Annotated in this window: 14 protein-coding genes; 5 read left to right on the top strand and 9 right to left on the bottom strand. The window is 57.0% G+C overall.

What is annotated here, in order from left to right:
• Nucleotides 1-91: 91 nt before the first annotated feature.
• From dnaT to opgB, 4 genes are all read left to right on the top strand, one after another.
• Complete coding sequence (dnaT, locus tag ABLV04_RS17860) at nt 92-631, top strand: primosomal protein DnaT (protein WP_032454787.1); 540 nt, start codon at nt 92-94, stop codon at nt 629-631.
• Between the two features lie 2 nt (nt 632-633).
• A complete protein-coding gene (gene dnaC / locus ABLV04_RS17865; RefSeq protein ID WP_025999144.1) occupies nt 634-1,371 on the top strand; it encodes a DNA replication protein DnaC in 738 nt (245 codons plus the stop codon).
• A 65-nt stretch (nt 1,372-1,436) separates the two neighbouring features.
• Nucleotides 1,437-1,931 carry a DUF2501 domain-containing protein gene (locus tag ABLV04_RS17870; RefSeq protein ID WP_023291874.1) on the top strand — a complete coding sequence of 165 codons (495 nt, stop codon included), beginning with the start codon at nt 1,437-1,439 and terminating at the stop codon, nt 1,929-1,931.
• A gap of 257 nt (nt 1,932-2,188) precedes the next feature.
• Nucleotides 2,189-4,480 (top strand): phosphatidylglycerol--membrane-oligosaccharide glycerophosphotransferase, encoded by a 2,292-nt coding sequence (opgB, locus tag ABLV04_RS17875; protein WP_147733698.1) that lies wholly within the window; start codon nt 2,189-2,191, stop codon nt 4,478-4,480.
• Nucleotides 4,481-4,534: 54 nt separating this feature from the next.
• Here opgB and ABLV04_RS17880 read toward each other — a convergent pair whose 3' ends face one another.
• The 9 genes from ABLV04_RS17880 to ABLV04_RS17920 all read right to left on the bottom strand — a co-directional run bounded on the left by ABLV04_RS17880 (nt 4,535) and on the right by ABLV04_RS17920 (nt 14,054).
• Nucleotides 4,535-5,491, bottom strand: coding sequence for an Rpn family recombination-promoting nuclease/putative transposase (locus ABLV04_RS17880; RefSeq protein ID WP_072199098.1), 957 nt, complete (start codon nt 5,489-5,491; stop codon nt 4,535-4,537).
• 133 nt (nt 5,492-5,624) lie between these two features.
• A complete protein-coding gene (locus ABLV04_RS17885) occupies nt 5,625-6,635 on the bottom strand; it encodes an SIS domain-containing protein (RefSeq protein ID WP_032454785.1) in 1,011 nt (336 codons plus the stop codon).
• 17 nt (nt 6,636-6,652) lie between these two features.
• Entirely contained in the window at nt 6,653-7,714 is a 1,062-nt protein-coding gene (locus ABLV04_RS17890) for an SIS domain-containing protein (protein WP_110238192.1), read from the bottom strand.
• A 12-nt stretch (nt 7,715-7,726) separates the two neighbouring features.
• The gene (locus ABLV04_RS17895) at nt 7,727-8,578 is read right to left on the bottom strand and encodes a PTS system mannose/fructose/sorbose family transporter subunit IID (protein WP_023291869.1); all 852 of its coding nucleotides are present in this window, start codon (nt 8,576-8,578) and stop codon (nt 7,727-7,729) included.
• Nucleotides 8,556-9,335: a PTS mannose/fructose/sorbose/N-acetylgalactosamine transporter subunit IIC gene (locus ABLV04_RS17900; protein WP_023291868.1), complete on the bottom strand. Its 780-nt coding sequence runs from the start codon at nt 9,333-9,335 to the stop codon at nt 8,556-8,558. The genes ABLV04_RS17895 and ABLV04_RS17900 overlap by 23 nt, the downstream gene beginning before the upstream one ends.
• 16 nt (nt 9,336-9,351) lie before the next feature.
• Entirely contained in the window at nt 9,352-9,822 is a 471-nt protein-coding gene (locus ABLV04_RS17905) for a PTS sugar transporter subunit IIB (RefSeq protein ID WP_023291867.1), read from the bottom strand.
• A gap of 14 nt (nt 9,823-9,836) precedes the next feature.
• Nucleotides 9,837-10,259 (bottom strand): PTS sugar transporter subunit IIA, encoded by a 423-nt coding sequence (locus tag ABLV04_RS17910; protein WP_044525295.1) that lies wholly within the window; start codon nt 10,257-10,259, stop codon nt 9,837-9,839.
• A 99-nt stretch (nt 10,260-10,358) separates the two neighbouring features.
• On the bottom strand, nt 10,359-13,124 hold the full coding sequence (locus ABLV04_RS17915; protein WP_023291865.1) for a sigma-54-dependent transcriptional regulator: 2,766 nt from the start codon (nt 13,122-13,124) through the stop codon (nt 10,359-10,361).
• Between the two features lie 99 nt (nt 13,125-13,223).
• Nucleotides 13,224-14,054, bottom strand: a complete 831-nt coding sequence (locus ABLV04_RS17920; RefSeq protein WP_147733697.1) for a GNAT family N-acetyltransferase — start codon at nt 14,052-14,054, stop codon at nt 13,224-13,226.
• 32 nt (nt 14,055-14,086) lie between these two features.
• Between ABLV04_RS17920 and ABLV04_RS17925 the strand changes: the two genes are divergently transcribed.
• Nucleotides 14,087-14,620, top strand: a complete 534-nt coding sequence (locus ABLV04_RS17925; RefSeq protein WP_048336357.1) for a GNAT family N-acetyltransferase — start codon at nt 14,087-14,089, stop codon at nt 14,618-14,620.
• The last annotated feature ends 41 nt before the right edge of the window (nt 14,621-14,661 follow it).

Consider the following 14,661-nt stretch of genomic DNA (forward strand, 5'->3'; position numbering starts at 1 on the left):
CGGCAGAGCCGCGACGCTCCTTCCGCGACGGGCTCTGTGCTACTATGTGCAGATCACCCCACTCTTTGCAGTTCAGAGTTGAGATAGAGTTATGTCTTCGCGAATTTTAACCTCCCATTTTAGCGGCCTGGAAGAGTTCCTCCAGCAGCACGCGGCGCTGCTGGCGAAATCGACTGACGGCACCGTCGCCGTTTTTGCCAACAACGCCCCGGCGTTCTATGCGCTGACCCCAGCCCGGCTGGCGCAGCTGCTGGAGCTGGAAGCCAGGCTGGCGCGCCCCGGCAGCGACATCGCGCTTGACCCGCAGTTTTTCGACGAGCCCGCCGCGGCGCCGGTTGCGGTGCCGATGGGCAAATTTGCCATGTATGCGGCCTGGCAGCCGGACGCCGACTTTCAGCGTCTGGCCGCGCTGTGGGGCATCGCGCTGAGCCAGCCGGTCACCCCGGAAGAGCTGGCCGCTTTCGTCGCTTACTGGCAGGCGGAAGGTAAAGTGTTTCACCACGTGCAGTGGCAGCAGAAACTGGCTCGCAGCGTGCAAATCAGCCGCGCCAGCAACGGCGGGCAGCCGAAGCGCGATGTGAACAGCGTTAGCGAACCCGACAGTCATATTCCGCGAGGTTTCCGAGGATGAGCATGAAAAACGTTGGCGATCTGATGAAGCGCCTGCAGAAAATGATGCCGGCTCATATCGAACCGGCGTTTAAAACCGGCGAAGAGCTGCTGGCCTGGCAAAAAGAGCAAGGCAAGCTGCGTTCCGAAGCACTGGAGCGGGAGAACCGCGCGATGAAAATGCAGCGCACCTTTAACCGCTCGGGGATCCGCCCCCTTCATCAGAACTGCTCCTTTGATAACTATCGCGTCGAGTGCGAGGGGCAGATGAACGCCCTCGCCCGCGCGCGTCAGTACGTGGAGGAGTTCGATGGCAATATCGCCAGCTTTATCTTCTCCGGCAAACCAGGCACCGGCAAAAACCACCTCGCTGCGGCTATCTGCAACGAACTACTGCTGCGCGGGAAGTCGGTCTTAATCATCACCGTGGCCGATATTATGTCGGCGATGAAAGATACTTTCGGCAACCGGGAGACGAGCGAAGAGCAGTTACTGAGCGACCTCAGCAAGGTCGATCTTCTGGTCATTGATGAAATTGGTATGCAGACAGAGTCTCGCTATGAAAAGGTCATTATCAATCAGATCGTTGACCGCCGATCTTCATCCAAACGGCCCACCGGTATGCTGACCAACAGTAATATGGAAGAGATGAATAAGCTGCTCGGCGAACGGGTGATGGACCGTATGCGCCTGGGCAACAGCCTGTGGGTTATCTTCAACTGGGAAAGTTACCGGCACCGCGTCACCGGCAAGGAGTATTAAGAGATTTCCGGACGACGACGGCGTTATACTAAAGCGATTCTTCAGTCACGCTTATGAGTCCGTCTATGAAATCGTTAAAAAATGGCTTACTTGCCGCGCTTACCCTCAGCGCATTTACCCTCTCCGGCGCCCACGCCGCCTCCTGGCAGGATTCCCTCAACAGCGCCGCCAGCCAGCTCAGCGGCAGCAGCACCCAGGCCAGCGGCGGCGGAATGTCCATCTCCTCTCTGACCAGCCTGCTCAACGGCAGCAGCCAGTCGCTGACCGCCAGCAGCATGAATAACGCCGCCGGGATCATGTCATATTGCGCCAAACAGAAGCTCGCCTCGGCGACCAGCGCTGATAACGTCAAAAACCAGGTGCTGGATAAGCTGGGGCTCAGCACGCCGGAAAAACAAAAACAGGACACCAGCTATCTTGATGGCCTGCAGGGGCTGCTCAATAGCAATAATGGCCAGCAGCTTGACCTGAATACCCTCGGCAACAGTTCGCTGGCGAAACAGGTGAAAACCAAAGCCTGCGATCTGGTCTTAAAACAGGGCGTTAACTTTCTCTCCTGACGCAGAGGGCCAATGCCGCGTTTGTCGCCTTCGCGACGGCAGCGCGGCCTGAAACGGCTTTTTTCGCCTTTTTCTCCTTGCGCTTCCCCGCCCCGCCCGTTGCGACGCCGATCAAAAAAGGCAACTTCTAAACCAATTCTGAATAACTGCACACTTTCATGACGCTAGAATTGCAGCAAGATGGCGCTGCAATTACAGTGTGGCTTGAAAAGTAATCTGTTCTGCCAGCCGATAACTGGCGTTAATGAGGATGAGCTGTGTCAGAGTTGTTATCCATCGCCTTATTTTTAGCTTCGGTGGTGCTTTATGCCTGGAAAGCGGGTCGTAACACCTGGTGGTTTGCCGCCACGCTCACGGTGTTAGGTCTGTTCGTGGTGCTTAATATCACCCTCTACGCCAGCGACTACTTTACCGGCGACGGCATCAACGACGCGGTACTCTACACTCTGACCAACAGCCTGACCGGCGCCGGGATCGGCAAATACATTCTGCCGGGCGTCGGCGTGGCCGTCGCGCTGGTTGCCGTCTTTGGCGCCCTGGGATGGGTGCTGCGCCGCCGTCGGCATCATCCTCATCACGTCGGCTACAGCCTGGCGGCGCTGCTGCTGGCGCTGGCTTCGGTCGACGCCAGCCCGGCCTTCCATCAAATCAGCGAGCTGGTGAAATCGCAGTCGCGGGAAGGAGATCCGGACTTTGCCGCGTACTACAAAGAACCGTCGAAGCGTATCGACAATCCGCAGCTGAATCTGGTCTATATCTATGGCGAAAGCCTTGAGCGCACCTATTTTGATAACGATGCTTTCCCCAACCTCACCCCTGAGCTTGGCAGAATAAAAGATGAGGGCATTGATTTCAGCAATACTATGCAGCTGCCGGGGACCGATTACACCATCGCCGGCATGGTCGCATCACAGTGTGGCATTCCGCTGTTTGCCCCGTTTGAAGGCAACGCTTCGGCCTCGGTCTCCAGCTTCTTTCCGCAGAATATCTGCCTTGGCGATATCCTGAAAAACTCCGGTTACGAAAACTATTTTGTGCAGGGAGCTAACCTGCGCTTTGCCGGCAAAGACGTGTTTCTCAAATCCCACGGCTTCGATCACCTGTTCGGGGCGGAAGAGCTCAAAACCACGGTAGCCGATCCAACCTACCGCAACGACTGGGGCTTCTATGACGACACGGTACTCGACGAGACGTGGAAAAAATTCGAAGAACTGTCGCAGTCCGGAAAACGCTTTTCACTGTTCGCCCTGACGGTGGACACTCACCATCCCGACGGCTTTATCTCGCGTACCTGCGAGCGTAAACGCTATGACGTGGACGGCAAGAAAAATCTCTCCTTCAGCGCCGTTAGCTGCAGCCAGGAACATATCGCCGCGCTGATCGAGAAGATCAAAGCCTCTCCCTATTTCAAAAACACGGTCATCGTGGTCTCTTCCGATCACCTGGCCATGAAGAACAGCGCCTGGGATTACCTCAACAAGCACGATCGCAGCAATTTGTTCTTTGTCCTGCGCGGCGATCGGCCGCAGCAGGAGACCCTGGCGGTGAAACGCAACACCATGGATAACGGCGCGACGGTGCTGGATATTCTCGGTGGCGATAACTATATCGGCCTCGGGCGCAGCAGTCTCTCTGGCCAGTCGCTCTCCGGTATTTTCATGAATATGAAAGAGAAGGTCCTGGCCTGGAAACCCGACGTGATCCGCCTGTGGAACTTCCCGAAAGAGATGAAAAACTTCACCATCGACTCGCAGAAGAACATGATCGCCTTCTCCGGCAGCCATTTCCGTCTGCCGCTGCTGCTCCGGGTGTCGAACCAGCGCGTTGAACCGCTGCCGGAGAGCGAATACTCGGCGCCGCTGCGCTTCCAGCTGGCCGATTTCGCGCCGCGGGATAATTTCGTGTGGGTCGATCGCTGCTATAAAATGGGCCAGCTGTGGTCTCCTGAGCTGGCGCTCTCCACCGACTGGTGCGTCTCGCAGGGACAGCTGGGGGGTGAGCAGAAGGTCCAGCACGTTGATAAGCCACAGTGGCAAGGTAAGACCGCCTTCAGGGACACCCTTATCGATATGGAGCGCTATAAGGGCAACGTCGATACGCTGAAAGTTGTCGACAACGATATTCGCTATAAGGCCGACAGCTTTGTGTTTAACGTTGCCGGCGCGCCGGAAGAGGTGAAACAGTTTAGCGGCATTTCGCGCCCCGAGTCCTGGGGTCGGTGGTCCAATGCCCAGCTGGGCAGCGACGTGAAGATTGAATATAAAGAGCCGCTGCCGGAGAAATTTGATCTGGTGATCACCGCTAAAGCCTACGGTCCCAATGCCAATAAGCCGATCCCGGTGCGGGTTGGGCAAAGTGAGCAAGTACTTACACTGGTCGATGATGTGACCACCACGACGCTGCATTTCGACAACCCAACGCGCAGCAATACGCTGACCATCACTCCGCCGGACCCGCAGTCCACCAACGAGGGCAATATCCTCGGCCACTCCCCGCGTCAGCTGGGGATCGGTATGGTGGAGATCAAAGTGGTGAAAAGCGAAGGTTAAAGCCACCTTGCCCGGCGGTTTTTGGCGCCGGGCAACGGTTTCCGTGGCAGGATGTTAACAATACAGCGGCTTGAGGTCGTCAGCCGACAGTCCGGTAATTTTCTGTACCGTCTCTTTGTCGAGGCCATTCTGTAACATGCTGCCGGCAATGCGCAGCGCCTCACGCCGGCTCCCTTCCTGTAAGCCCTCAAGGCGCCCTTCCAGGCGCCCCTCCTGTCGGCCCTCATGCCGACCTTCCTGTCGACCTTCCTGCTTAAGCTTTTGCGCGATAGACATCAATGTCTCCTCATACTGTGGCAGACGGCGGGCCAGCCGGCGGAGAAACACGCCCGGCTCGGCCGTGTTACCGTACTGCAGCATATAGTGAAACAGCATTCTCAACTGCCGGGGGTTAGTGTATCCCAGCATCACCACGGCCGCCAACGACTCCGTTATGCCGCTGAGATCGCGCTGGCGAATATGCTTTTGCATCAGCTCCAGCAGGGCGACCCGCCGATGCTGCACGATTTCATCGTCCGGCATGACCGTGACGTCGATCAATGGAAACTGACTGCCGTACAGCCTCTTCGCCAGCTGCGGGTCGGCAAATTCATCCAGCCAGTTGAGGGAAAAAGGATACGGACTGGTTGCGCCATGATAAAAAAGCATCGGCACCACCAGCGGCAGCGTTTTGTGCCCGGCGTCGAGGTGTCGCTGCATCGCGGCAATCGCATAGCGCATTAGACGAAAAGCCATATGATTATCCGGCGAGCTCTGATGCTCTATCACCACGTAAATATATCCCGCCCCGCAGGTGGTTTGCACCGACCACAGCACGTCCGAATACCAGGCGCGTAGATCCTCATCGATAAAGCTCGCCGATTGCAGCCTCAGAGTAGCGAAATCGCACCGCTGGCGGATCGCTTCGGGAAGATAGAGCATGAGAAAATCATTCGCCGTCTCCGGGTGGCGAAGAAATCGTTTAAACACCGCATCATGCGGCGTGGCGGTTATTCGTTTTTTCATGGCCATCCGCTTGCCTGAAAGAGAAGGAAAGCCGGACTCTACCACCGGTTTTTAACCGGTTGGTTTTGACGATGATTTTCTGGGAAGCGCCTCGGAGAATAGCGGAGCGGCCAGTCTGACTGGCCGCCATAGGCAAGATTTAGTAATCAAACTGCCGATAATAACGGCGGATATTCAGGTCGTGGCCGGTATGGTGCTCAAAGTGGGCCGCCAGCCGGTCCACCAGCAGAGTAGACACCACGCACGGCGCCATAATCCAGCGGAACGCATCATCAATGCCGTTCAGCGGATAGTCGCGCGGGTCGATCACCACCAGATGGTCAGTTATCTTTTCGGCAAAGCGTTCGACGCGCTCGTCCAGCGCCCGGCATTTCCCCTCGCCCTTCACCAGAAACAGCGGGACCTCTTTTTCCAGCAGCTCCAGAGTGCCGTGGAAAAATTCAGCCGAGCTTACCGACTTGGTCCGCTTCCACTGCATCTCTTCGAGAATACACATCGAGAACAGGTAGACCTCACCCCACATTTCCGCGCCGCCAATCCACATCATATAGTCGCTGTCATGGTATTGCGCGGCAATGCTGTCCGCCTGGGGATCGAACTGGCGTTTGGCCTGCAGAAGATTTTCCGGCAGCAACTCGAGCTGGCTGGCAAAACGCGCATAATCCGCAAACTCGCCGTGACGATAAATGACGCGGAAGAATAACCAGTACAGCAGCATATATTCATATTCCACGCCATTTTTGTGGCACATCGGAATATGCCAGCTGGCGGCGGCAGCCAATGGCGAATCGGCATGACGGGTAATGGCTACCACGCGTATCCCCTGCGCCTTGCACCATTCGGCAATGGCCACCGACTCTTTGGTATCGCCGGATTTGGATAACGTCACCACCACTGCATCTTTATTTAATTTTTTATGCCCGCGATGAATTAATTCCGCCGCCTGCTCAAGATAAACCGGCACGCTGGTTAATTCTTTGGCAAACTCATTAATTGCCATCATCGGAGCTAAAGAACCGCCTACCGAGGCGAAAAATAACGCGCTGCAGCCGCTGTCATAAATAGCGTCGGCCACGGTTTCAGCCTGTTTACGCGCAGCGATGATCTCGCGAGCACTGGTCAGGTACTCGTCCTGATTAAAACCCAACATAGTTTTCTCCTGAATAATCAGATTTTACTTTTTAATACGCGGTCAAAATCGTCGAAAATACGTATCGCCAGATCGATGCCTTTTAGCCCGGCGGTATGCCAGGCGAGCATCTGCACGGGGACAATCAGCAGCAGCGGCGCCAGGTGATGCTCGCACGGGCAGTTAAGCGCCAGCGTTTGTTCATCCTCTTCGTCCCCCAGCGTCAGCGTAAAGGCGCGGGCAATCGACGGCGCCATATAGTCGCGCAGCGCCCGGGTTCGCGCGTCCGACGAGTCCTCCATAAACAGCATCACATGGCGGGCATTGGCTTCCAGATAGGGGCCGTGCATATAGGCTTCCAGCTCAAAGCCGCTGGAAGGTACCCGCACCGTCTCGGTAAATTTGGTTTCGAACTCTTTCGCCACGCCAACCAGCGCGCCATAGCCGGTGGCGACAAAGCGCTCGCCGCTCCGCAGCGTTTCGCTATGCCGGTCGATAAAGCGCGAAGTGCGGGCGATGACCTCCGGGATCGCCGCCGCCAGTCGCTGGAATTCGGCAAGATAGTGCTGCTCCTCGGCTTCACTGGCCTTCCCCTGGCTGCGAGCAATCATCAGCGCTATCAGCAGCAGATTGAGCACTGTCGCGCTAAAGCCGCGGGTGACAAACCCTACGCTCTCGATCCCGGTATTGATATCCAGAACGCCATCGCAGGCCCGCCCGGTCGGGCTTTGCGGGTCGGAGGTCAGGGCAAATACCGGCAGTCCTGAGGCCTGTACCTTACGCATCGCCTCCAGCGTCGACGCGCTTTTTCCGCTCTGTGAAATCGCCACCACCAGATCGGTATGCGGGTCGATAGTTTCGTAATGGGTAAAGTTGTACGGCTCTTTAATGTCCACCAGCACGCCAAAGCGTTGTTCAAAGAAATAGCGCGCGCAAAGCGCGGCATTCAGCGACGATCCGGTCGCCAGCAGCAAAATACGCCGCACCGGCTGCTGGCGGGCGAAGGTCTCAATCGCCGCCAGCTTGTGCCGGTAGTCGCGCAGGATCTGCGCCAGACAGGCCGGCTCTTCGCTGATATAGGTCATCATTGTTGGTCGCATAGCTCACTCCCGTTAAAACAATCCGATCCACGAACCCAGAATGCCCACCAGCGCCATTCCGCCGATAATAGAGAGCGGTTTAACCTTCCGCCCCAGCAGCCAGTAGACGATGCCGAAACTCACCAGCGGCAGCATGCAGGGCAGAATGTCGTTGATGATGTCCTGCACCTGAGTTTTGGCCTCCCCGGCCCCGAAGGAGACAGGGATGGTGATATCGATCATTGAGGCGGTCATCGCCCCGACCACCATCAGGCCGATAATCGACGCCCCGTAGGTCAGGCTCTCCATCATTCCGCTCTTCTGGATCCGCTGCAGCACCCCGGTGCCCAGCACGTAGCCCCAGCGGGTAAAGCACCAGCGCACCAGAATGTGCGGCACGTTAAACACCAGCAGAAACAGGATCGGCCCGAGAATATTGCCCTTTAGCGCCAGGCTGGTGCCGATGCCGGTGGCGATCAGGCGCAGCGTTCCCCAAAAGAAGGAGTCTCCCAGCCCGGCCAGCGGCCCCATCAGCGAGGCTTTGACGTTATCAATCGCGTTGGCATCCATATTTTTCTGCTGGCTGTTTTTCTCCTCCATCGCCGTCGTGATCCCCAACAGCAGGGTGACGATATGCGGCGTGGTATTGAAGAACACCAGATGGCGTTTCAGCGCCCCGGCCAGCTCCTCTTTGCGCGGATAGAGCTTCTTCAGCACCGGGATCAGCGCGTAAACAAAGGCGAGATTCATCTGTCGCTCATAGTTCCACGAGAACTCCATCTGGAAGGAGCGCCAGAACACCCGGCGTAAATCTCGCGGCGTAATTCGCGCTTCTTCCTGCTCCTGCGGCTGCAGGGTCTCTTCAGAAATCATCTTCGTCGTCATCGCTGACTCCTTGTTCTGTCGTGGTACGAGGTGCGCTCAATGCGGTGACGTTAACCATCACCACCGCCACGATGGCGCCGAGAATGGCGATACCGGTCACCGGGATTTTCAAATAGGCCATCAGTACAAAGCCGAGGAAAAAGTACGGCGCCACCTTCTTGTTAATCAGCAACCTGGCGAGCATCGCGAAGCCGAGAGCCGGAATGATCCCGGTGGCCACGCTGAGTCCGTGTTTAATAAATTCCGGGATCGTATCGAGCAGGGATTTCACCGCGTTGCTGCCCACCAGGAATGAGACGGTCACCACCGTGGCAAGCATCAGCGACAGGCCGAATCCGGCAATCAGATGCATCCGCTCAATGCCGCGCGTATCCGCCCGTTCCGCATAGCCGTCCGCTTTCTGGCTGAGCAGCGGAATAAACATCCCCAGATAAACGTTTTTCAGGATCAGGGTCAGGGTGGCGATAGGCAGGCCGAGCAACAGCGCCGTTTCCGTGCCCGCGCCGGAGGTGATGGCGAACGCCACGCCGAGAATACCGCCGGTCACCACGTCGGGCGGGATCGAGGCGCCAACGGAGAACGAACCGATAAACGCCAGCTCCAGCGTCGCGCCCATAATGACGCCGGTCTGCACATCCCCCAGCACCAGACCGGTCAGCAGCCCGGTGACGATAGGCCGGGAAATCAGCGACGTCCCTAAGGCATATTCCGATTGCGCGATAAACGCCACCAGACCCAGTAAGAGAGCCTCTACCATAATCTGTCCTCCGGAATCACACGCATTCCGTAAAAAGCTGTTTGCGATCGTTCGGGACCTGGCGAATCTCCACCTCGACGCCTTTGCCCACCAGTTGTTGCAACTGCTCTATTTCCTCCGGCAATAAATTAATCGCCTTAGAGATATTTTTACTGCCCTCTTTGGCCTTAATCCCGCCGAGATTAATACTTTTTATGTCCTCAACGGCGCTGGCAATACGCCAGGCGTCATTGACCGATTCCACAACAATAAATAAATTATATTTATCGGTAACCCCGCTTTTTATCGCCTCAATTGAGTCATTTATATTTTTAATCACCAGCTTCACCGAGGGTGGTTTAGCTAGCTTAATGGTGGTTTTCCGCAGTTCATCCTCAGGGACACTGTCGTTGGCGATTAAAATGCAATCGGCGCCGACATATTGGGTCCAGGAAAAGGCTACCTGGCCGTGAAGTAATCGATGGTCAACCCTTAATAACGTAATCATCATGCATCCTCATTTCAGAAGTCTTTATCCATAGTCATCGCCCCGGCAATAGTCTGATTGCAGTACTGAATGCTCTCTTTGGCGTTGATTAATGCTTCAGAAATTAATTTTTCGGTATTCTCTTCCGCTGCAGAAATAAGCAGATCAATAATTAATGGTAGATTTAACCCGGACAATAAATGGAAGTGCGGGCGCGATAAAAAACGCACAAACTCATTATTCACGCTACCGGCGAAAATATCCGTAATCACTATCAGCTCATCCTGCGCCGGGAAACGCGCCAGCAGCGCCTCCACCTGCTGCGTCAGATCGACCTCCTCTTCTACATAGGCGCACAGAGTATGAATATCCGGCTGTTTACCGAGGATCAGCTCCACAGAGTTCAACAAACCGTTAGCAAAGGTGCCGTGGCTGGCAAAAATATAGTGTCGTTTCATCCTTACCTCGAAAGCGCATTCCACTGCTTTCTTAATTGCAACCGACGTGCCAGAAACAGTGGCGCGTCGGCTAACGTAAGGACAAAAGGGAGAGAAGCGTTAAAACTCTTGATCTTCCTGAATAAATTCCGTTTCGCGCGTCAGAATATCGTGAATGTAGTACAGTTCTACGGCGGGGATTTTGACACTATATCCGCTCTCTATGACACTAAAGGCCTCGCGCAGCGTCGCCAGCTCGCGCTCCGGACACTGCCTTCCCGCATAATGGGTTGGGGAAGCGTGGCGAATTAACCGCTCTATCAGACAGCTGATATGCACATACAGCGCCACCTTACGTTCGTTGGGCACCTCGTACCCGGCCAAATGCTCATAGCGCAGCAAAAACTGCTCAACCTGGTTGATCACCTTCGCGGTATCGAGGATCGTCACCGACTCGATCACCCGCCGCAGCGAGAAGTTTTTCAGGATCAGGTTGTTGATCTCGCTGACCTGCTCCGCTGTCGCCAGTTCGCCGAAGATACGCATTAGCGGGCGACTTCCCTCCCCCGAGATCAGCGAATCCAGCGAGATCCACGGGAGATCGGCAAGATGCGGATCGAGGGTGCCGACGATCGCCAGCACGTCGTAGCGGCTGAGCATCGGCTCCCGCCGCGCGGGGTCGGCCAGGGTCTCCACATCGCAGGCCACAATATCAACGCCGAGCGCTTCAGGGATGCTGGCTTTTAACAGCGCCGAAAGGTTCGCCGCAGCGCCCAGGCCGGTGGCGCAGGTGGTCAAAATCGCCCGCGGTTTATCGGTCTGCGGGTAATAGAGCTGGTGCTCAACCGCCAGATCGTCGCCGATCTCGCGGACGATATCTTCCAGCATATCGCCGTGCAAAATCCGCTCCCCGACGTACATCGCCATGCCGGTGGAGACATTGTTAATAATCGCCACCGGCGTATTCAGGCGACGATTAAAATGGCTGTGAATAGCGTTCAGCGATCCCATATCGACCAGAATGATCAGCCCTGACGCCAGCGCGTGGCGCTCAATATACGCCATCACCTGATTAGCGATAGCCTCCGGCGTCACGTCGAGCGGCATGTCGAATGACTCAAACAGCGGGCTTTTCAGCAAGCGGTTCGCCACGCTGGCGATGCTGCTGGCGGTGGCGTAACCGTGAGCGAGAATAATCGCGCGGGTCACCTGCTGCTGGCTGATTGCGCCGTTTTTCTGGAACCATAGCACCAGCAACAGCAGGTCAATACGCCGGGGCTCAATATCCAGCTTCAGCGCCAGCGCGTCGAGGATCGCTTCGCAAAAGCGATACAGCAGCGGGAATTTGTTTGCCAGAAAATCCGCCAGCAGACGGATTTTCTCATTGCTCATCGTGGACGCCGCCTGACGGGAGCGATGGATCAGGTAGTGGCTCAGGGCGTAGAGACAGTTGCCGTTAAACTGGATATTGAAGCGTTTTTCCAGGCGATAATACTCCTCCCGCACCTGATGGGCGATCAGCAGCAACATCTGCGAGCTACTGGCATCCTGGTTATCAAAGATCAGCCGATCGAAGAGGGTTTCAATCTCCTCCCCCATGCTTCTTTGCGCCTCTTCCCAGACCGTTTTTTTATTTAGCACTGCTTCATACAGCGCCAGAATCCGACACTGAACGTCATGGATCAGCCCCTGAACCGGATCGCGCGCCCGCAGCAGCCAGACCAGGCTGGTCTGCGGCTCGATAAGCAGCGGCTCCTTCTGGCCCATGGCTTCACTGAGCGCCGGCGTCGCCGCCATGATATTTTCCGGCAGATCGTGCAGCGTCACGGTCAGCATCTCGCTGCCCGGAGACCTGGCCCAGGCCGATGCAACGGCGTACTTCACCACATTCTTCAGCTCGCCGACGTTGCCTCGATAAACGTACTGCGTCAGAACCTGCAAAAGCCGCGGCGTGAGCTGCAGCCTGGCGGCAAGCGTCCGCGCCTCCTGCCAGAAAAACTGCAGCGTTAGCGCCTCCTTCTCCTCGCGGCTGCGGTGTTGAAGATCGGGCAAGCTGACCAGGATCGGAATACGACGAAGAAAGGTGGTCAGAAACGTGCTGTGAATATCTTCGGTGGTGGCAAACACCAGCCGCAGGGAAATCGGCAGGCCATGGGCGGTCTCTCCCACCCGGTAGATCTCCTTGCGGTCCAGCCAGGTGAAGAGCTTCTCCTGCCCCTGAGCATCCAGTCGATGGACCTCGTCGAGAAACAGCATCCCGCCGTTTGCCGCCTCGAACGCCCCGGCTTTATCGCTCTGCGCGCCGGTAAACGCGCCTTTGACATAGCCAAACAGGTTGGCGGCCAGCAGCTCCGGGTTACTGGCATATTGCGCGCAGTTGAAGCTGACAAAGGGCGCATCGGGCGCCAGCAGGCCCTGGGCGATCGCGAACTCGTGCATCAGCTCCGCCATATAGCTTTTGCCGGTTCCGCTGTCGCCGACGATCAGTAGCGGCAGGCCGCCGTTGGGATAAAACAGCGCGGTTTTCATCTGCTCGATCGGTTTACGCAGGCTGCCGTCATGCCCGGTCAGCAACGAAAAATGGTCCGCCTGTTCCGGCTGGCGGTCACTCTCCGCGAGCAGCTCCGCCATGCTGGCGTACTCGCTGCGGGAAAGGGGGAAGAACTGCTGGCAGAAGGCTTTTTTATGCAGAAAATAGACCGGCCGGGTGTTGATCTTCACCAGCACGTCCTGGGCGACCAGCTGATTGAGATAGTGGCTGGCGGTATTTCTTTGCATGGCGAAACGCTGAGCCAGCCAGCTGGCGGTAAAAACGTCGCTCAGGTTATCCGGATCGAAAAAATCGGTCTGATTTTGCAAAAAAGCCAACAGTTCCGTTTTACGCATTACATCCCCCTCGTCGCCATTACGAAGAGATATGATGCGGCAAAAGAGAGGCTTATCGACGCCCCGTGCTGTTTTTTGCGGCCCAGCGCACACTCCCGCCTAAGCGGACTTCGCTGCCGCACACTCCATCGTCATTTCATACTGCTGCAGCGATAGCGGCGCATATCCCGCCGCGGCAAACAGCGGTGTAAAGGTTTCCGGGACCGTCACCGACGTGCCGATCCCCGGGAACTGCTGCGCCAACGCCATCAGCAGCGCCTGCGCCAGCCCCTGGCGACGGGCGGCGGGTTCCAACCATAAAAACTGCAGTAAAGGCCGTGAGCCCGAGGTGCTCAGTACCGCGAAGGCGCGCTGTTCCAGGGTCACGACGCGGCATGGCAGGGTGGCGAAGGTAAGCGGATCCATCAGCCAGGGGAGCTGACTGTTACTCTCCTCAACGGCGCGTCGAAGCAGTGCCAGGATCGGATAAGGCTGTAACACGCCAGGCGCCGCAGCCAGAGGCTCTGCGCTCAGGTAGCCGCAGAGCCCATAGCGCCGCGTAAAGCCTAACGACTGATACAGCGCGACGGCCGCGTGGTTATCGCGGATCACCTCCAGGGAAACCGTCTCGATCTCCTGCTGCTGCAGAAACGTCAGCAGCTCCTGCATCAATTTCCGCCCAAGACCTTTGCCGCGCCAGGCCGGGCGCAGGGCAAAGGCCGCCAGGCGAGCCATATTCCCCCGACGCGCGACGATCGCGATCGCCGCCGGTTCATCTCCGGCCAGCCAGACGCGGGAATCGATCAGGCTCATCCCCTCGGCGCTAAAGCGCTGAACAAATCCCTCCACCGACTGGGTCACCGGTACCATATAGGCTTCAAAACAGGCGTTAAGAATATCCGTTAACTGCACGCTGCTGAACTGCGTGGCGGGAACGGCGGTCAGCTCCATATTTTTCTCCCGAAGACTGCTATGCTCAGGTGATGAAAACTAACACTATAACTGCCGGCGCCGGATTACGCCTGACCGAGGAGAGTGATATCGCCCTTCTGCCGGCCATTGAACGTTCCGCCGCTCAGGCATTTCGTCAGATCCCCGCTCTCGCCTGGCTGGCGGACAGCGAGGTGATTAGCGTTGCGCGCCATCATGATTATCTGGAAACGGAACATAGTCTGCTGGCGGTGGCCGCCGGGCAGCCGGTTGGTTTTATTCTTACCGAACCGCTCGACGATGCCTTATTTATCGCCGAAATCGCCGTCCACCAGGCCTGGCAGCATCAGGGCATCGGGCGGATGCTGCTGGAGCAGGTTATCGAGCGCGCCGGGCAAATGGCTTACCCGGCGGTGACCCTCACCACCTTCCGCGAAGTGCCGTGGAATGCGCCGTTTTATACCCGCCTGGGATTCGCCATCCTCGATGAGCTGACCCTGCCCGCCGGGCTGGCGGCGAAAAGAGAACAGGAGACCCGGCACGGACTGCCGCCGGAGACGCGCTGCGCCATGCGCCTGGCGTTGTAGACGCCAGCGCTGAATTTAGCGGCGATATATGGTACAAAGTA

Source organism: Klebsiella sp. JN_Kp127 (assembly GCF_040062505.1).
Lineage (GTDB): Bacteria > Pseudomonadota > Gammaproteobacteria > Enterobacterales > Enterobacteriaceae > Klebsiella > Klebsiella quasipneumoniae.